A 17,865-nucleotide genomic window follows, 5' to 3' on the forward strand; every position below is an offset into this window, starting at 1 on the left:
TCGTCGATTAGGTAAAGCAGTATCGGGATCCGCGGTCAGTTCCTCACGTTCATCACACAGCCGCGAACCCTCCACTGGCCCAGCGCCGCAGCGCCAATTTCTCTGACTCGTCAAATTCCATCAGCGCCACCCGGCACAGCTCCTCCACGTCTTCCGTCCAGGCCGCTGCCAGATCGGCCGCAGTGGCCGTGTCGGTGAGTTGGAAGTTCATGTAAGCCAGGCCCTGAATGACGAAGTTGACGGCGGCACGGGACACTGGCTGTCCCGCCACGACGCAGTCATCCCGGACAAGTTTTGACAGCTCACTGCGGCTAGCCGGGTTGTCACGCAGTCGTGCTTCCATGGACAGGAACATCTGCCGGAATTGGTCCGCGGAAAGTGCCGGAACGTCTGTAACACGCGCAACCTGCTCCTCGATGCCGGGCTGCACCTCGGCCTCCGACGGCAGGTCGGCGCTCGAAAAACGCTTGGTATCCCACACCCAGCCCCCTCTTGCGGGTGAATATTCGATTCCGTTGCCTATCTGGGCCACCCATGTCCCGAATTTGCCGCAGCCACCCCAGTCCGCCTTTAACGACGGGTCGACCGTCAACGCTCTGTGTGCCACCATTGCCCCGGCCACCGGGCCCGGCGCGTTTCGGACGAACTCACCAACCTCGTTGACGGCCGGGGAAGGAGTTTTGATCGGGGGCTTTCCGGCGAGCAGGGCACGCTTTGCGGCATCCGAATTCACTGCCGGCATTGGCTCCACAGCCGATCCGTGAAGAATCGCAACGAAGTCGTGGGACTCGACAACGCTGTCCGCCATCTCCCGGTACGCGAACGCTACGGCACCGGCTGCGATGACGGTGGTCATGCGGTCCGCGGCCCTGAACCGCTGAATCAAGGATGTGAAGTCAGCGTCGGCGGAGGCGATGAAGAACTCCTCGATGCCGGAGGGTCCCGACAGCGCATCCATGGCATCGAGCACAAGGTTGATGTCGGTGCTGCTTTTGCCCCGCTGCGTCAGGGACGGACAGTCAATCACTCGAAAACCCGCCCGGGTCCAGTATGTCCGGTACTTCGAATACACCACCGGGTTCAGGTAGCAGTTGCGGATCAGGAACCGGCGGGACCCCTCACCAACTCCTCCTGCCGACAACGCATCCGCCCAGTGTTTGGGATCCTCGGCGAACCGCTTGGCCGCCACCGGATCGAGCGCCTGCAGACCTGTATAAACGTTGTCGAAGTCAACGAACATCGCAGCGCGAATACCTGGCCGTCTGGACGGGGAAAATGCCTCGGTCATTGGCTCAGTTTGTCAGCAAGATTGCGCCCCCACCAGACGCGCCGTCCACGACATCCCGGATTTTGCCTGAGCCACCGGCCAGACAATGGCGCGCGGAAATGCATCCGGGCTTATCAGTTTCCTTGCCAGCTGACGGGCAGCTCCTTGAGCCCATAAACGATGGTGCTGTCCATCCGTTGGAGGCGTGATCCGTGAGGGACGGCCAGTCCCGGGAGCCGGGCCAGAATGGCCTGCAGAGCGATCCTGGCTTCTAGCCTCGCCAGCGGGGCGCCGAGGCAGAAGTGGATGCCGTGGCCGAAGGCGAGATGCCGGATGGGTCCGCGGTCGACGTCGAACCGTTCAGCATGCTCGAACTGCCGTTCGTCGCGGTTGGCGGATCCGATCCACGCCACCAGCGGGGCGCCGGCCGGAATCGGGACGCCGCCCAAGGCGGTGTCGGCAGCCGTCACCCTGTACATCGACTGGACCGGCGAGCGATAGCGCAACACTTCTTCGATCGCTTGGGGGAGCAGGGCGGGCTGTACGCGGAGCCGCTCCGTGATTCCCGGCGTTTCAGTGAAGCACAGGACGGCGTTGCCGATGAGGTTGGTGGTCGTTTCATTTCCGGCGACAAGCAGCAGACTGCAGAAGCCCAGCAGTTCGGCCACGCTCAGTTTCTGCCCGTCGATCTCGGCAAGCAGCAGGTTGCTGATCAGGTCATTTCCGGGGCGGCTTCTGCGGTGCTCGATCAGGGCCAGGAAGTACTCAGCCATTTCCCGGTTGGTTGCGCTCTGGTCTGCGTTCGGGGCGCCGGACTGCGTCTGGCTCACAATGACGTCGGACCACTGCTTGAAGCGGCCGCGGTCCTCGGCGGGAATGCCCATGAGCTCCGCTATCACTATCACCGGCAGCGGGTACGCCAGGTCTTCAATAAGGTCGGCGGTTCCTGCGGAAACGATCTTGTCCAGCAGGTCCTCACTCAGCGCCGAGATGCGCGGGGCAAGGCCCTCGACGGCTTTCGGAGTAAATGCCTGGCTCACGAGGGAGCGCAATTGCCGGTGCCGGGGCGGATCAGTGGTGACAAGGCTCGCCGCGAACAGCTGGCCCGCCTCGGACGGATCGTCGCCGCCGAATCTTGAGGAAAATGTCCCATGGTCGGAAAGCACCCGCTCAACGTCGGCGTACCGGAAGACATGCCAGCTCCCGGGTTGCTCGTCCTGGAAGACGGGAGCGGATTCCCGCATCCTTTCGTAATGCGGGAAGGGGTTCAGTGACGGCTCATCTTCTCGTACCAAGTCCATGGCTGGCCTCTCTGCTCGGCCCGGCGTGATCGGCACCACCCTAAGCGCCAGGCAGCTGGGCCAAGAGGCCCGTAGCACCCGAGTCTATTCCGCGAAGCCTGCGGAGTCAGCAGGGAATCAGGGGCAGCTGGCGAGCCAGCCGTTACCCGACTGCGCCGGGCCTGTCCTGCACCGGTAAAATCCGATCATGACTCCGCAGCCAGGCACCACCGCAGGAACCACCCGCGCCGTTTTCCTTGACGTGGACGGAACGTATGCAGATTACGGAGTGGTCCCCGCCGGCCATGTGCGGGCTGTCCGGGCGGCGCGGGAGGCCGGGCATAAGGTATTGCTCTGCACAGGACGGCCGGTGTCGATGCTGCCCCCAACCATCCTCGGGGCCGGCTTCGACGGACTCGTGGCCAGCGCCGGAGCCTATGTCGAAGTGGGCGGCGAGGTGCTGCTGGACCGGCGGTTTCCCACGGACCTGGCCGCCAGCACCGTGGCCGCCCTTGACGAACACGACGCCGTCTACGTCCTCGAATCGCAGGAATCCCTGCACGTGCCACCGGCGGCGGTGGCCCGGCTGCGGACGATCATCGAGGCGCACTTCCGGCGCGGACCGGACGGCCGCGCCACCGGATCCTCGGCCATTCTTGACTCGATGCGGCCCATCACCAACCCCAAAGCCGTGTCCTTTGCCAAGATCTCCGTGTTCGACGCCCCGATCCCGATGGAGCTGCTGGCCAGGCAAATCGGCGAGGCAATCGCCGTCGTCGAAAATTCCATTGCCGACGAGGGCCGGCACGCCGGGGAGCTGTACCAGCGGGGGATCAGCAAGGCGGATGGCGTCGCCGCCGTCATTGCCCACCTGGGCATGGAGCGGGAGGACACCATCGCGATCGGCGACGGGCAAAATGACCTCGAGATGATCGCCTATGCGGGTGTCGGAATTGCCATCGAGGGGTCCTCTCCGGAGCTCTTGGCGCTGGCGGACCGGACCGCTGCCCCGCCGCACCGCGAAGGCCTCGTCGCCGCGTTCGCCGAGCTCGGCCTCTGCTGAGAACCGTCCCGGGGACGCGTCCGGCCCCGTGCCCGTGCCAATCCGGCCCGGCCCCTTGAGGGGCGGACCGGCTGGGCGTGCATGGGAAGGTGCCTTTCAGGCGGCTGGTCTAGCTCTGGCTGACCTTGGGATTCGCCGCGTCTTGGAGCTCTGCTTCGGCGGTGGCCTGAATCAGGGCCAGGAGTTCGGGGTCCAGCCCCGGCGAGAATTCTTCCCGGCGTTCCGGCGAGATTGTCATCGGGAAGCCTTCTGGCATGACTTCCATACGCAGCTCCGTGCCGTCGTTGGACGGCGAAGCGCCCCTGAACAGCTTGCCCGCCTGACTGAGGTCATCCGCCCCAAAAGTGTACTGGACGCTTTGGAGTCCCTGGTCCAGCAGCTTCTTCACCTCAGGGAACTGCTCAGCGTTGGTCTTCGGAATCGGGAGAACCTTGCCCCAATTCACGCCAAGGCTTTCGAGGGCCTTGGCGAAGGCGTTCTCGTGGGCCTGGTCCCGGACGATGAGGTAGGAAATTGTAGAGCGGGCGGTCTTGTTGTCCGTCATCTCGTAGATGCGGCATTTCTGCAGCCGGCCGGTGGATTCAAGCATGAGGTTGTACAGCAGGTCCAGGACAAGGTTGCCGCTGTTGTACACGTAGGACCCGCTCCACGGGTTGCCGGCAGCATCCACGGGCAGCGCACCCTGTGCGCCCACCAGGTAGTGGTGGATGTTGCTGGTATCCAGGGCGATCTTCAGCGGAGTCGCTCCCTTTGCGCCCGGCTCGTCCACCGGGTCGGTCTTCTTTCCCTGGTACCGCGGGGAGCCGTCGAGGAGTTGGGAGATCGTGGTTCCGATGAGTTCCACATGGCTGATTTCCTCGGTCCCGACGCCCTGCAGAAGGTCCTTATACGGTTTGGCGGTCGCGTCCCCACGGAAGTTCATGCTTTGAAACAGGTACTGCATCATGGTGCGCATCTCTCCGAACTGCCCGCCAAGCCCTTCTTGAAGGGCGTTCGCAGCGGCGGGATCGGGCTCATCGGCGGCGATTTCGTTAATCAGGAGCTGGGTGTGCAGGTACATCGGCTGGTTCCTCACTGTTGGTCTGCTGCTGATTCTGCTGTTCAACTCAGCGATCCGGGGTGGACCCGCCCCGTCCCGTTCCTCGCCTGACCAGGCCCCGGACAACCATGGGTTGAGTCCCCGGATTGGAGTAGGTGCCCGCGCCTGCGACCACAACTTCTCCTGCTCAGTCAGCACGACCGCCAATCGTTGGACCGGCAATCAGTCCCCACACCATAAGCATGCTTAGCATCGTTTTGGAAGGTTGTTTATATGCGATAAGCGGCGTATGGCGTCGCCATCGTCGAGCAGCGCCTGGTTCGTTGGACCAACGGTTGAGTCGCCGGGTGTCTCTCCTGCCCCGCGCAGATAGGGCCATCAACAGGATCGCCGATAGAGTCGGTGCGATGCAGACTGATGAGATTGTTTCCGACCTGCCTGCGCTGGCCCTGCCCACGCTGGCCTCCGACGACATCACCGACGGCTTTGTCCGCGTCCGCGGCGCCCGCGAGAACAACCTGCGCAACGTGGACGTCGAAGTCCCGCGCGACGCGATCGTCGCCTTCACCGGCGTCTCGGGCTCGGGCAAATCTTCCCTGGCGTTCGGCACGATCTATGCCGAAGCCCAGCGCCGGTATCTGGAATCCGTCGCGCCCTACGCCCGCCGCCTCATCCAGCAGGGCCACAATCCCAAGGTGGAAATGATCACGGGGCTGCCGCCCGCCGTCGCGCTTCAACAGCGCCGGGGCACGCCGAGCAGCCGGTCCACGGTGGGGACGGTGACCACGCTGTCCAACTCCCTCCGCATGCTTTTCTCGCGCTCAGGCAGCTACCCGGCCGGTGCCAGCCCGCTGGACTCGGACGCATTCTCGCCCAACACGGCCGCCGGGGCATGCCCGGAGTGCCACGGCCTCGGCGTTTCGCACACAGTCAGCGAGGCCTCCATGGTTCCCGACCCTTCCCTGAGTATCCGCGAGGGAGCAATCGCCGCCTGGCCAACTGCGTGGCAGGGTAAGAACCTGCGGGACATCCTCACGCACCTCGGATACGACGTCGACACCCCCTGGCGGGAGCTGTCCCGGAAGGACCGCGACTGGATCCTTTTCACCGAGGAACAGCCGGTCGTGGAAATCACCCCTCAGCGCGACCGCGTGGCCAAGCCGTACAAGGGCAGGTTCTGGAGCGCCAGGGGCTACGTGCTCCACACCCTGACTGACTCCAAGAGCAGCACGATGCGTGACCGGGTGCTCCGGTTCATGGAGACCGGCCCCTGCCGGCGATGCGGGGGCAGCGGACTTAGGCCCGAGGCTCTCGCCGTGACATTTGCCGGCAGGACGATCGCGGAGCTCAACGCAGTCCCCCTGGCGGAACTGGCGGACGTCATCCGCCCGACGACGGAGTTGCAGGAGGCCGGAACCGCTTCGCGCCGGCAGTCTTCGGGTGAAAGCAACGAGGTGGCTGTCACCATCACGCGGGACCTCCTGCAGCGGGTCACGGTCCTGCTGGAGCTGGGGCTCGGCTATCTGGCCCTGGGCCGGCCGACCCCCACGCTTTCGCCCGGTGAGATGCAGCGCCTCCGGATTGCCACGCAGCTCCGCTCGGGGCTGTTCGGCGTGGTGTACGTGCTGGACGAGCCTTCTGCCGGGCTGCACCCTGCCGACGCCGAGCCCCTCCAGACGGTGCTCGAGCAGCTGAAGTCTTCCGGCAACTCCGTGTTCGTGGTGGAGCACAACATGGACGTGGTCCGCCGCGCGGACTGGCTCGTCGATGTGGGGCCGCGGGCGGGGGAGGGCGGCGGTGAAGTGCTCTACAGCGGCCCCGTTGCCGGCCTGGCCGCCGTGGAGGCCTCCGTTACCCGCCCGTTCCTCGTGCGGGACGGTTCCAGCGGCGGTGCCGGTACCGGCGGCGTGGACGACGGCGGCGGTACCGGCGGCGGTCACCGCGACGGAGGTGGGCGGGACAGCCGCCGTCGGGAACCGAATGAGTGGCTGGAGCTGGAGGACATCACTCTCCATAACCTCCGGGGCCTCGACGCCTCCTTCCCGCTGCAGGTCCTGGCCGCGGTTACCGGAGTGTCCGGTTCGGGCAAGTCGACGCTGGTCAGCCACGTGCTGGCCGAGGTGGTTGGATCGGAGCTGCACGGTGATGGCGCTTCGGCGGACGCCGACGAGGAGCGGGCTGTTGACGCCGGTGACGCCGCATCGCCGCTGAGCGTCGGAAGCGTGTCAGGCCTGCATCACGTGGACCGGCTGGTGAAGGTGGACCAGAAGCCCATCGGCCGCACACCCCGGTCCAACCTCGCGACCTATACGGGACTCTTTGACGCGGTCCGGAAGGAGTTCGCTGCGACGGACGAGGCACGGGCGCGGGGATTCGGGGCCGGGCGCTTCTCCTTCAACGTGGCCGGCGGGCGCTGTGAAACCTGCCAGGGTGAGGGATTTGTGGCCGTGGAGCTGCTGTTCCTTCCGGGCAGCTACGGCCCCTGTCCGGAGTGCGGCGGTTCACGCTACAACCCGGAAACCCTCGAAGTCACCTACCGCGGCAAGAACGTGGCCGAGGTCCTGGGCATGACGGTGGATGCAGCCGCGGAATTCCTGTCCGGCGTCCCCGCGGCCGCCCGCAGTCTGCAGACGCTGCGGGACGTCGGGCTCGGATACCTGCGGCTCGGGCAGCCCGCCACGGAACTGTCCGGCGGGGAGGCCCAGCGCATCAAACTCGCCACGGAACTGCAGCGGGCGCGCCGCGGCCACACGCTATACCTGTTGGATGAGCCCACCACAGGGCTTCACCCGGCCGACGTCCAGCTCCTTATGGCGCAGTTGCACCGACTCGTCGACGCCGGGAACACCGTCGTCGTGGTCGAGCACGAGATGGATGTGGTGGCCGAAGCAGACTGGGTGATCGATCTGGGGCCGGGCGGCGGGGACTCCGGCGGCACAATCATCGCCGCCGGCACACCGGAAATGGTCGCCGGGTCAAAGACGGGCCGGACAGCGCCGTATCTCCGCGCCGCACTGCGAACAGGGGAGTGACCGCCAGCAGGGGCCTACGCCTTTTCGCAAGACGTGCGTTCCGGGACACCCTGTGACGCGCTGCAACAACTACGAGAGTCGCTGCACCCCTAGCGACTGACCGAGGTGGCGGAGGCAGCAAAAGACTCACTCCCATCGCCTCCAACATTTCTCCTGCTGGACCAAACCCTTGAATGCCGCGGCGCAAGGAGCATTGCAAGCATGGCCGGTGTTGGCACCTTGGGCGGGAATTCCACGAAATAGTGGCAGGAAAGAGCCCCTTCTCCAGCCTCTCCACAGTCTTTTTCAAACGCCGATAATGGCGATTCTGTAAAGCGGTTGCCTCGGCCTACAAGCCCTGCAGGCAGGGTCGATACACTCCAGCGAGCCGGTCCATGGTGTGCACAACCACGGGGTCCCCGTCTCCGGCGGACACCAGCAGCTCGGCGAGTTGAGATCCGGGGGTGTCCCTGCCGGAGGCCTTGTCCGAAAACACCCCCGATCATGAATCTGGCCTTCGAGCTGGCGTTTCTCGTTCTGGTTCAGCGTGCTGACCCGCGCGTACCCGGTCCGCCGTCCGCTCACCGTAGCCTCCAACCCTCTGCCTGTGAGGTTGACTTCCGGGCTTGTCCAACGTCTCCTCGCCGGCGAACTGGACGGGCGCTTCCTCGCGGCCGTTTTCGGTGAATCGCAAGCCGGAGCTGACGCCTAAGGCTGGCGGGCCTTCATCGTGGTCATGCTGAGCATCTTTACGGCAAGGGGCACTGTGGGAACAAAAAAGCTGACCGGCTTGTGCCGGTTAGCTTTTGAGAACAGCTTAGAGCGGCTGGATGTTCTCCGCCTGCGGACCCTTAGGGCCCTGGGTGACGTCGAACTGAACCTTCTGGTTCTCGTCGAGGGAGCGGTAACCGCTGGATGCGATTGTCGAAAAGTGTGCGAACACGTCAGCGCTTCCGTCGTCGGGGGCGATGAAACCGAAGCCCTTTTCGGCGTTGAACCACTTGACTGTACCTGTTGCCATGCTTGTTTCCTTCACGGGTCGCGGGCCGGATCCGCTTGTCGGATTGCCGTCCCCGCCACTCACACCATGAGCCTATGTGGCAGCAGTGGGCCGGGCAAGAGATTGGTCAAAGGCTGGACTCCCGGAAGACGGCCACCCGAGGTTGCGGCAGTCTGACTTCGAGTAGCTGACAGGCGCGCAGTGCCCCCTTCGGGAGACGTCTTGACTGGCCTGTTGCCTCATTGAAAACCCCCGGCAAAGGGGCTCGCGCACCGCGCCCTGATGAAAGTCTCGCCTGCCTTGGCAGCCGTTCATCCATTCGGGCCCCGCCGGGGGGAACAAGGGCGTGTCACAGTACTTTGCAGGTCTGGTCAGAAAGAACATCAGACAAAACGTAAGAAATGAGAAGCACCCAAAGCCCCACTCCACTCGCAGGACTTCTTCATGTCACCGCACCACGCCGATCATCACCAACGTCCGTGGTTGATGCAGCTAGCTAAACAAATATCACCGAGCACGTGGAGCGACGACTGTCGTTTTGAAGGCCACCCGCGGCGCTGTTCTGCCTTCCAAGCAGCGGCATCGCCAGTGCCGGACACGTGATTATTTAGCGGGCGGAGCACTGCCTTGTCTGCATATTTTGCTCTGTCCCTCTGGCAAGATGTCTCTGGCCACACGGGTATAAAGCAGCCACGAGGGACTAGTGTTGGGTGGGTTGGCAATCGCCACAATTACCCTCAGGGAGGGTGCATGAACTTTAGACAGTCAAGCTCAGAGCAATTTATGCAGTACTTGAAAAGCGTCGGGGGTTCAGAAGCTGATATCAGCGGCGCTGCCTACGTGGTCAATGATGACGATACGGTGGAGAGCGTCGTCTCAAGCCTGCGCATGGAACAGCAACGGCGCGGCGGCGTGGCCAGCGATCCGTCCGTCCTGCATGCCTGGGCGCAGGTGATGATCAGTAGGCGCGACGAGGGTGACCCGAACCACCACCATGGGGCTTCCCAAGTGGGGGAGTATCAGCTGGACATCCATCACAGTGCAGAAAGCACTACCCGGGAACGCATCCCGGCGAAGGATTTAGAGGACGCCAAGATCTGGGCACAGGCAAGAATCGAAGCCCAGGGCGCGGAGTTCGGAGCAGTGTACTTCCCGGCCGGTGGGGACGGCTTACCCGGAACGGGGGCGCTGGTGTCCAGCTTTGACCGTTCGGTGGGATGGTACCGATAGCAGGAGCAGCTATCCCGGTCTCGAGCTGTGACCGGCAGGGCCGCTTCTAGGGACTCGGCTTTCTGCCGCTCCCAAAGGCTTCAAGGTTTTGAGGGAAGCAGCCATATCTCAACCGAGACTAGGGCCGAGAAGCCAGCAACAAGGGGAAGAGCGAACCATCAGAAACGGGGAACATCCGACAAATGTCCGGGCCATGCGCCGCGGAGCAAACTCAAACTCATCGACCAGTTTCCGGCGCAACCGCTCCTCCCCACCACCACGCAGCCCATCCCGGCCGTGAACAGGGCGCTGGCTGAACAATTAGGAGCCTCTGGAGAGAGGAAAAGCCTCGGCTTGATGTCACGCGCGCCCCTCGGGGGCCTCTCCCCCAGCCTATTTCGGTGGGCGGATAACGGACGTTTCGTCAACCTCTTGAGGGGATGAAGCATTTTCGGCGCACACAAATTTATGCGCTCGCTGCTTATCGCGGTGTCGCTGGAGCGACCTTGTAGGAGCTGCTGATGGCGATGCGGTTGAAGGTGTTGATCGCCATGGCAACCCACATGACGGCTGACAGTTGGCCTGGCGTCAGGTGTTCTGCAGCCAACTCGTACAAGTCCAGATTCGCGTGGGCGTCCTTGATTGTGGTGAGGTATTCCGCCAAGGCCAGGGCGGAGCGTTCCTGCTCGTCAAAGTACCGAGTCTCCCTCCACGCGGGCAGTACGCTGAGCCGTTCCTGGCTCTCCCCCTTGGCGAGGGAGTCGGCGGTGTGAATGCGCAGGCAGTAGGCGCAGCCGTTGATCTGGGAGACCCGGATCTTGATCAGTTCGATCAAAAGCGGGGAGAGGCCCTCGCCGAGGGCGGCCTTCTCCGCCAAGGTGGCCGTGGTCGCGACGCTTGCATATAGCTCGGGGTGCCGGATGCCGACGTTGGTCCGTGGGGCCGTTGCGGTCGTGGTCATGGTTTCAATCCTTTTCCTGGTTTCTGTGCGCTCGTTCCGGCGCTGGTTCAACTATCGAGCCGGCACGAGGCCTGGGAGTAAGAAATGGAACGAAGTGGCACCAAACGTTCCACCGGTCTGGGTGGTGTCAGGAGGTCCTCCCTTGCGGCTCCAGATAGGCAGGAGTTGCACAGCCGAGCATGACGAACCCGTTTAGTTGGCGCAGGAACGGGGCGTCGATGGCTTCCCCCGTCGCGACTAGGCGGTGATAAATTGCCCCGTACGTCGCGTCGACCACAACCTCCAGGTCCGCATCGTTGCGGATCTGCCCGCGGCGCTGCCCCTGCTGAAGGATGACCAGAAAGCCCTGGCGGCGCTCCCGGAGGAGAGTCTGCCGGTACAGGCGGGAAAACCCGGCGCTGCGGATGGCTTCGGCCAGAAGGTTCGAGACGGTCGAAGCAGTTTGACCCTCGTCGAGGCATCTTGTCAGCGCCACAAGATAGGAGTGCAGGTCACGCCGGACGTCCCCGGTATCTTCGACGTGCGTCAGCAGATTGGTTTTGTAGGTGAATGCCTCCAGTACCAGGATCTGCCGCGAGGGCCAGTGACGGTACAGGGTTGACTTGCTCACCCCCGATGCCCTGGCCACGGCATCAATGGTGACCTCGTCGTAGCTGAGCCGGTCAACCAGCTTGCTCGCAGCCTCGAGCACTCTCAGGCGGATCTCGGATTCACGGGAGGCGGCTGCCGGGTGAGCCGGATCAGCAGCCCTTCGCCGCACAGAGGTATGTGCCTGCCCCGCACGTCTCGGGCTATCAGCGGCGTTGTCTGCAGTGCGCATAAAAGCTCCTCGCGTCGTTTTATTATGCGCCTGCTCCAGCCTGAAGCGACCCGGTCCTCAGGTGGTTTTACGAGCTTCTTTGCTGGCAATACGGCGTGTGTCATGGTTCCTTATTTCCGCCGTCGCGCTTCTTCGAATGCGTTCGGCCGGGATGACAGCCGTGACAGTCACTAGTCCTGGAAGCACCAAGCTCGTCATGCCAGACGAGTCGAGCACTATCCGTCGTGCAGCCCCCGTGCAAGCATTAGGGGCTCAGCGAAGATGCAAAGTGAGGGGTTCAATGAAATCCAATGAACTGCTGCTGGACGCCTTCGGCCGTATTCGTGAAACTGTAGCCGCGACCCTTAGAGGGCTCGACGACGAAGCCCTGTCCCGTCGTCCGGCGGGCCAGGGGAACTCGATTGCGTGGCTGATCTGGCACCTCAGCCGGATCGAAGACGTGCAGGTGTCAGCTCCGGCCGGGCTGGAGGAAGTCTGGACGTCGCACGGATTTGCTGGCCGTTTCAAGCTGCCGCTTCCCCAGGACGACAGCGGCTATGGCCACACAAGCCGGCAGGTCGATCTGGTGCGGGCCCCACGGGAGCTGCTGCTGGACTACCACGACGCCGTTCACCGGCAGACAGTCAAGTTTCTGCATGGTCTCAGCGACGAGGACCTTGACCGTGTCATCGACACCAGCTGGAACCCGCCCGTCACTCTCGGGGTGCGACTGGTAAGCACTCTCGCCGATTGCCTCCAGCACGTGGGGCAGGCCGCGTACGTCCGGGGTCTGAACGTCGCTCAGGGTTAGCGGCGTTGCTCTAGTTGCTGGCCCCGGTGGCGTCGTGCGCTTCGCCGACCGGCTTCGATTCGGGAGAACTGCGCTGCCGCAGGTACACCGAGAGAATCACCATGGACCAGACTGCCAGGAATTCGGACTGCCAGTTCTGAAGCGTACGGTTCCAGAATTCGGGCGAGACCAGGTACTCCTGCCAGGTTCCCGGGTCCTGAAGGCTGGCCAGTTGTTGTTCGGCGTGGGCGCTATAGCCGGTGACGGACTGGGCCAGCCACGAGAGCACGAAGACGGTTCCCATGACCAGGCCCAGTGACGTGGAGAAAAGCGCTGTTCGGAATCCGCCCACTTTGGCCCATTTAGGGGATTCTTCCTTGGAAAACTGGCCGATAAATTCTTCCTCATCGGACTGGACGCCACGCTTTTCTATTTTTTTGGATTCCGGTGAACCCTTCTGCACCAGCCAGACGGTCAGCACGATGAAGAGCAGGAACTGCAGATATTCAGACTGCCAGTTTTCGGAGACGTCGACAGCGAAACTGGAGGAGGTGACGTACTGCCAGAAACTGATTTCCACCAGCCCGGAAGCAATCTGTTCCTCATTGAAGTAGGCGACGCCAGAGAAAGCCTGTCCGGCCAGCGAGAGCAGGAACAGCAGCCCGAACGCAATGCTCAGGCCGTTGGTAAGCAGAGGATTGTGTTTCACCGGGCCATCACCCCGATAGCGAACATATAAGCAAGACCGACGGCGATAACCCCGAGACAGATCCAAAAGGCCCAGCGCATATCAGTCTCCCTCCACTTCACAGTCATAAGGCCGTTCGCCGCGCGAAGTGCAGCCAGCCGCCGTGATCTTCCAACTGTCACCGGAACGGGCCAGGAACAGCGTGTCCTGATCCATGACCACCTGTGCGTTCCTGCCGTAAGAGGCGCTGTCCTGGACCGAGGCGGCTACGGGAACATCCAGTTGAGAAAGCTTTTCCGCGCAGGTTCCGGGTGCACCGGCCTCCAGCTTCTCAACCGCCGCCGGGATCAGGAGCCCACAAGCGCGGGGGTAATCACCGGAACCCAGGGCACCGTGGAAGTCCAGAGCGGTAGTGGCAGCCTCGGACGTTCCCGGATTTGCACCCGCGCACCCTGAAACCGAGGCGAGGAGGACAGCGGTCAACACGGCGGCTCCGAGAGCCGTCCTTGGCCCTGGACCCCGGCGCCCCAAGGGCCAGACTCCGTAAGTAACTGTCATGGCCTCACCCTATCTCCGTCCCCATCGGATATTCAGGCGTCTAGCATTAGGACATGGCGCAGTCACATGAAAGCACACCGGTTGTGGAATTGCAGGACATCCTTATAGGTGCCGAGTCGGTCGACAGCTTTTTGGCAGGTCTGAGCAGCTTCGCCGCCTCAACCCTCAGCCAGTCCTTGGGGACGGACATCGAATGCGCCGTTACCCTCAAGCGGCGGCGGTCCACCGCCACGGTGGCCGGAAGCAGTCCCAGGGCAGTGGAACTTGACCACATCGAGCAGAGCGTCGGCGACGGCCCCTGCATCCGGGCACTGCAGACCATGGCGCCGGAGCAGATCGAGGACGTTGCCACCGACCCCCGCTGGCCGGAATACCAGCGGCGGCTGGGGGAGGCCGGCATCCACAGTACCGTTGGTGTTCCTTTGGCTATCGGCAGCGATGCCAGTGCCGCGCTGAACTTCTTTGCCTCCAAGCCAAGGGCATTTACGGCAGAGGCGTATGCCAAAGCCGTGGGATTCGGGGCGGCTGCTGCGGGCGCACTGCACTTGGCAGTGCGGATCGGAGCAGCCCAGAACAGGGCAAAAGACCTGGAAGCTGCGATGAAAAGCCGGACGGTGATCGACCTGGCCTGCGGCGTGATCATGGGCCAGAACAGGTGCTCGCAGGACGAGGCGATGGCCATTCTGGCCAAGGTCTCGAGCAACCGCAACCAGAAACTCCGCGACGTCGCCGCAGAAGTGCTGATGAAGGTTTCCGGCAGCGAGATCCGCACTCACTTCGAATAGCCAGCGCTCGGTTTCTAATGCCTCGGACCCAAAAACAGCCAGCCCCGGTCTCACCGGGGCCGGCTGTTAGGTACATTGTCGCGGCTGGCTAGAGTCCGAACCCTCCGAGTTTGTCGCCAAGTCCGCCGGGAAGCTTGCCCAGCAGGTCTGCAGGGTTGATGCCCAGGCTGGACAGCAGTCCGGCGTGCTGTTCGGTGTCGACCTGGTCCGGCAGTTCGGAGTCGGCTTGTGCGGCTTTGTCGTTGTCGCCTTGGGACCTGAGGAGTTCGAGGATCTGGGACTTGTCGATCTGCATGGTGTTCTCCTTTGCTGGTTTCCACAACTGGTAACTGCGCGCACTACCTTTCCCGAAAAGGGCCTGCGGAACAAGGGCTTTACGCCGGGAGCGCACCCGCTGCGATTACGACGGCGGCGTCGCCTCTCCCTGCCAGAAGTTCCACTGGTAGCCCCACGGGTCCACGATCGTGAATGTGCGCGGGCCATAGGGCTTGTCCATAGGCGGCTCGAGCTCAACATCGGTAGCGGCCGTGACGCTCGCGTAGTGCGCGTCGACGTCATCCACGTGGACGATCACCAGCAGCCCTCCTCCGTTGCCCGGGTCGGCAGGGTTGCCGGAGACGGCGATCCGGCTGCGTCCGGCCACGATTTCAGCTTCCTCGGTCACGCCGTCGGCATTGCGCCAGCGCGTGGAGGGACCGAACCCCAGCACCTTCTCCATCCAGTCCAGCGCGGCGTCCGCTCCTTCGTAGTACAGGTACGGAATGACTTCGGTGACTGCCATGACCGGTTCCTTGGCTCGTTTCCTACTGCCAGAGCCCCAGGGCGAACTCGGCAATGACGGTGGACAGCAGGAACGATGCCGTGATGGCGACCAGCCCCACGGGGATGATCTTCCACCCGATGTTTTTCAGCAGCGGGATATCCTTGCCCAGCGACAGGCCCGCGAGCGTCAGCATGACGGTAGCGATGGACAGGAAGTCCACAGTCTTGACTGCCGCGTTCAACGCCTCCGCACCAAAGAACCACGGGCTGGAAATGTAGGCGCCGATGGTCGTGACGAAGACGATGGCCGAGATTTTCTTGGTGACTTTCGCCAGGCCAAGGCTGACCAGAACGAGAGCGAGCATGATCCCGTACCCGGCGACGATCGACAGGTTGAATCCCTTCGCCGCCACAGCAGCAGTGCCGAGGCCGAGGATTGTGAGAACCGACAGCGACAGCCACAGCGGGAGGTGGATGGCCGCCGAGGACGCCGCAACCTGTTCGCGGAACCGGCGGTTTTCCTCCGCTTGGGCGTGTTCCCGCTCCACGTCCGCCGGGCCGCGCTCGCCGGCCGCTCCTGCCGTCACGGCAGCAGCCTCCCGCGTCTGCCTGCGGGTGAGCGCCCTGTAGAAGCGGTCCGCCAGCGGCAGCGCGAGGTAGATTCCGACATACACCCCGAGGATAGTGGTGATCAGGTTGGAGATCGCCGCCATGCCGAGGATGGCCTCCTGGTCACCCGGGTAGGCCTCGATGATGCTCGCCGAGGATGCCGCCATCATGGAGCCCGATCCCACACCCGCGCCCATGGCCAGGGCCAGGGGGTCGAAGATCTTCCAGTTGGCCACCAGGGAAGTCAGGAGGGTGATGTACACGGCGCCGAAAAGGGTTCCGAAGACGTACATCGCCAGGACGCCCCTGTACTGGTCCGAGTCGGGACCGTATTTTTCCGAGACCATGGCAAAGGACGGCTCCCGGTCAAGGGAGAACGTGGCGCCCACCGTCGCCTTTCCCATCCGGAGCAGCACCGCGAGGGGGAGTGCCAGTGCAATCGTGCCGAGCAGGTGGCCCACTTCCTGCAGCAGCAGCGCCGGGCCCGCCGTGATGAGGGTGGGAAGGCTGGGGCCGATGTTGAACGCCAGCCGGGCCACCAGGAGCAGGACGGCTACGCCGACAAGGGCGGCCGCGACCCTCTGCAGGTCCAGGCCCAGCGGCTTGTACTTCTGGACTGAAACCAGGAGGCCTAGGATGAGGCCCCAGACCATGGGGAAGATGACGATCGAGCCGATGCCAACATCAATTTTGGCCTGCCCAATCAGCTGGACTGCGACGGCAATGACGAAGGCCAACACGGCGATCGGCAGCGTCAGGCGCGTACCAGCCTTGTCGACCCGCGCCGCTTTGGTGCTGGTACTCATGATGTGCCTTCCTGTGTAAAAGTACGACGGCGGTATGCCGCTCGGAGGAAACGCTCCCGTTCGCCGGGGCTGCTGGCAGCGGCGGCGACCGTCCAGGCCAGCGCGGTGGCGGCCTCGAACATCACGCCGTACGCCTCCGGGGAATCTGCCAGGGCGGCGAACGCGTGTGAATGGATGGGAACGTCCGCGCCCGGAATGCTGAGCCAGGGGTGCAGGCTCGGGATGACCTGGGAAATGTTGCCCATGTCCGTTGAGCCGCCGCTGATGCCGGCCGAGGGCGAGGTGTCCTTGCCGAACTCATCCATCGCGTCCGTCCAGTGCGCCGCCAGTGCGTCGTCCTGGAGCAGGGGTTCGTAGAGCGGTTCCGTTGACTCGACGGTCAGCGTTGTTCCGGTGGCCAGGGCTGCTCCTTCGAAGCAGCGCCGGACGCGTTCCAGCAGGGCCTCATACTCCCTGAGCGAGAACGCCCGGCACTCGAACTCCACCACCGCCCGCTCCGGAATGATGTTGGTGACGTGTCCGGCCTCGGCGACGTAAAGGGCTATCCGGTGGTCGCCCGGTATCTGCTGGCGCAGCAGACCGACGGCGACCTGGCTCAGCACGGCGGCGTCGGCTGCGTTCACGCCGAGGTGCGGGGCTGCCGCCGCATGTGCCGCCTTTCCCGTGAACGTTGCCTTGTACCGGCCCACGGCCTGGGCGCTGGTGCCTGCCGGGTTGTAGGTGACACCGTCCTGGACGGGATGAACCATGAGGGCGAGGCTGACGCCGTCGAACGCTCCCCGTTCCAGCATGAGCGCCTTGCCGCCGCCGTGTTCCTCGGCAGGCGTTCCGATCGCCTTCAGTGTGATGCCCAGCTCGTCCACGTGGGGCCGCAGGGCCAGGGCCGCAGCGACAGAGGCGCCGGCGATCAGGTTGTGCCCGCACGCGTGCCCGATGTCGGGGAGCGCGTCGTATTCCACGCACAGGGCCACGGTCAGTTCGCCGCTGCCGGCGGTGGCGGTGAAGGCCGTGGGCAAACCGCCGGTGCCGCGTTCGACGTCGAAGCCGCCGTCAGCCAAGAGGCCTGCGATTGCTTCGGCCGAACGGACCTCTTCGAACGCCAATTCCTTGTAGCCGTGGATTTCATGGGCCAGGGCATGGACCCGCCGTTTCCAGTCCTCGACTCCCTCGGCAAGGGCAGCGCGGAGAGCGGGTGTGGCCGATGGTGTCTCTGTCAGTTCCATAAATGCTGCTGCCTG

At 63.9% G+C, this 17,865-nt stretch carries 17 protein-coding genes and 1 pseudogene; 5 read left to right on the plus strand and 13 right to left on the minus strand.

Going from position 1 to position 17,865, the window contains the following annotated elements:
* Window positions 1-52: 52 nt before the first annotated feature.
* Together ACIP9X_RS16610 and ACIP9X_RS16615 are read right to left on the minus strand one after the other, a co-directional pair.
* Window positions 53-1,288, minus strand: coding sequence for an NYN domain-containing protein (locus tag ACIP9X_RS16610; RefSeq protein ID WP_400480858.1), 1,236 nt, complete (start codon window positions 1,286-1,288; stop codon window positions 53-55).
* 113 nt (window positions 1,289-1,401) lie between these two features.
* Window positions 1,402-2,568 carry a cytochrome P450 gene (locus tag ACIP9X_RS16615; RefSeq protein ID WP_400480859.1) on the minus strand — a complete coding sequence of 389 codons (1,167 nt, stop codon included), beginning with the start codon at window positions 2,566-2,568 and terminating at the stop codon, window positions 1,402-1,404.
* 187 nt (window positions 2,569-2,755) lie between these two features.
* Here ACIP9X_RS16615 and ACIP9X_RS16620 point away from each other — a divergent pair, with 187 nt between their 5' ends.
* The gene (locus ACIP9X_RS16620; protein ID WP_400480860.1) at window positions 2,756-3,610 is read left to right on the plus strand and encodes an HAD-IIB family hydrolase; all 855 of its coding nucleotides are present in this window, start codon (window positions 2,756-2,758) and stop codon (window positions 3,608-3,610) included.
* Between the two features lie 109 nt (window positions 3,611-3,719).
* Here ACIP9X_RS16620 and ACIP9X_RS16625 read toward each other — a convergent pair whose 3' ends face one another.
* Window positions 3,720-4,670: a manganese catalase family protein gene (locus ACIP9X_RS16625; protein ID WP_400480861.1), complete on the minus strand. Its 951-nt coding sequence runs from the start codon at window positions 4,668-4,670 to the stop codon at window positions 3,720-3,722.
* 386 nt (window positions 4,671-5,056) lie between these two features.
* Between ACIP9X_RS16625 and ACIP9X_RS16630 the strand changes: the two genes are divergently transcribed.
* Complete coding sequence (locus ACIP9X_RS16630) at window positions 5,057-7,681, plus strand: ABC transporter (RefSeq protein WP_400480862.1); 2,625 nt, start codon at window positions 5,057-5,059, stop codon at window positions 7,679-7,681.
* A gap of 361 nt (window positions 7,682-8,042) precedes the next feature.
* Here the strand turns inward: ACIP9X_RS16630 and ACIP9X_RS16635 are convergent.
* Both ACIP9X_RS16635 and ACIP9X_RS16640 read right to left on the minus strand, forming a co-directional pair.
* Window positions 8,043-8,245: pseudogene (locus tag ACIP9X_RS16635) on the minus strand (recombinase family protein); the annotation flags it as partial.
* A 232-nt stretch (window positions 8,246-8,477) separates the two neighbouring features.
* A complete protein-coding gene (locus ACIP9X_RS16640; RefSeq protein WP_400480863.1) occupies window positions 8,478-8,681 on the minus strand; it encodes a cold-shock protein in 204 nt (67 codons plus the stop codon).
* A 762-nt stretch (window positions 8,682-9,443) separates the two neighbouring features.
* On the opposite strand from ACIP9X_RS16640, the gene ACIP9X_RS16645 reads away from it, so the two are divergent.
* On the plus strand, window positions 9,444-9,890 hold the full coding sequence (locus ACIP9X_RS16645; protein WP_400480864.1) for a hypothetical protein: 447 nt from the start codon (window positions 9,444-9,446) through the stop codon (window positions 9,888-9,890).
* A 460-nt stretch (window positions 9,891-10,350) separates the two neighbouring features.
* Here the strand turns inward: ACIP9X_RS16645 and ACIP9X_RS16650 are convergent, their stop codons facing one another.
* Together ACIP9X_RS16650 and ACIP9X_RS16655 are read right to left on the minus strand one after the other, a co-directional pair.
* A complete protein-coding gene (locus tag ACIP9X_RS16650; RefSeq protein ID WP_400480865.1) occupies window positions 10,351-10,830 on the minus strand; it encodes a carboxymuconolactone decarboxylase family protein in 480 nt (159 codons plus the stop codon).
* Between the two features lie 127 nt (window positions 10,831-10,957).
* Window positions 10,958-11,650 carry a TetR/AcrR family transcriptional regulator gene (locus tag ACIP9X_RS16655; protein ID WP_400480866.1) on the minus strand — a complete coding sequence of 231 codons (693 nt, stop codon included), beginning with the start codon at window positions 11,648-11,650 and terminating at the stop codon, window positions 10,958-10,960.
* Window positions 11,651-11,930: 280 nt separating this feature from the next.
* Between ACIP9X_RS16655 and ACIP9X_RS16660 the strand changes: the two genes are divergently transcribed.
* Window positions 11,931-12,440 (plus strand): DUF664 domain-containing protein, encoded by a 510-nt coding sequence (locus ACIP9X_RS16660; RefSeq protein WP_400480867.1) that lies wholly within the window; start codon window positions 11,931-11,933, stop codon window positions 12,438-12,440.
* Window positions 12,441-12,450: 10 nt separating this feature from the next.
* On the opposite strand, the gene ACIP9X_RS16665 is transcribed toward ACIP9X_RS16660, so the two are convergent.
* The gene (locus ACIP9X_RS16665; protein WP_400480868.1) at window positions 12,451-13,128 is read right to left on the minus strand and encodes a DUF6766 family protein; all 678 of its coding nucleotides are present in this window, start codon (window positions 13,126-13,128) and stop codon (window positions 12,451-12,453) included.
* Between the two features lie 81 nt (window positions 13,129-13,209).
* A complete protein-coding gene (locus tag ACIP9X_RS16670; RefSeq protein WP_400480869.1) occupies window positions 13,210-13,665 on the minus strand; it encodes a hypothetical protein in 456 nt (151 codons plus the stop codon).
* Window positions 13,666-13,718: 53 nt separating this feature from the next.
* Here ACIP9X_RS16670 and ACIP9X_RS16675 point away from each other — a divergent pair, with 53 nt between their 5' ends.
* On the plus strand, window positions 13,719-14,450 hold the full coding sequence (locus tag ACIP9X_RS16675; protein WP_400480870.1) for a GAF and ANTAR domain-containing protein: 732 nt from the start codon (window positions 13,719-13,721) through the stop codon (window positions 14,448-14,450).
* An 88-nt stretch (window positions 14,451-14,538) separates the two neighbouring features.
* Here the strand turns inward: ACIP9X_RS16675 and ACIP9X_RS16680 are convergent, their stop codons facing one another.
* The 4 genes from ACIP9X_RS16680 to ACIP9X_RS16695 form a co-directional block, all read right to left on the minus strand.
* The gene (locus ACIP9X_RS16680) at window positions 14,539-14,745 is read right to left on the minus strand and encodes a hypothetical protein (protein WP_400480871.1); all 207 of its coding nucleotides are present in this window, start codon (window positions 14,743-14,745) and stop codon (window positions 14,539-14,541) included.
* A 105-nt stretch (window positions 14,746-14,850) separates the two neighbouring features.
* Window positions 14,851-15,231, minus strand: coding sequence for a VOC family protein (locus ACIP9X_RS16685; protein ID WP_400480872.1), 381 nt, complete (start codon window positions 15,229-15,231; stop codon window positions 14,851-14,853).
* Between the two features lie 22 nt (window positions 15,232-15,253).
* On the minus strand, window positions 15,254-16,627 hold the full coding sequence (locus tag ACIP9X_RS16690; RefSeq protein WP_400480873.1) for a DUF3100 domain-containing protein: 1,374 nt from the start codon (window positions 16,625-16,627) through the stop codon (window positions 15,254-15,256).
* Window positions 16,624-17,850, minus strand: a complete 1,227-nt coding sequence (locus tag ACIP9X_RS16695; protein ID WP_400480874.1) for an amidohydrolase — start codon at window positions 17,848-17,850, stop codon at window positions 16,624-16,626. The genes ACIP9X_RS16690 and ACIP9X_RS16695 overlap by 4 nt, the downstream gene beginning before the upstream one ends.
* Window positions 17,851-17,865 lie beyond the last annotated feature (15 nt).

The sequence above is a fragment of the Arthrobacter sp. NPDC093125 genome (assembly GCF_044754225.1).
Classification (GTDB): Bacteria; Actinomycetota; Actinomycetes; order Actinomycetales; family Micrococcaceae; genus Arthrobacter.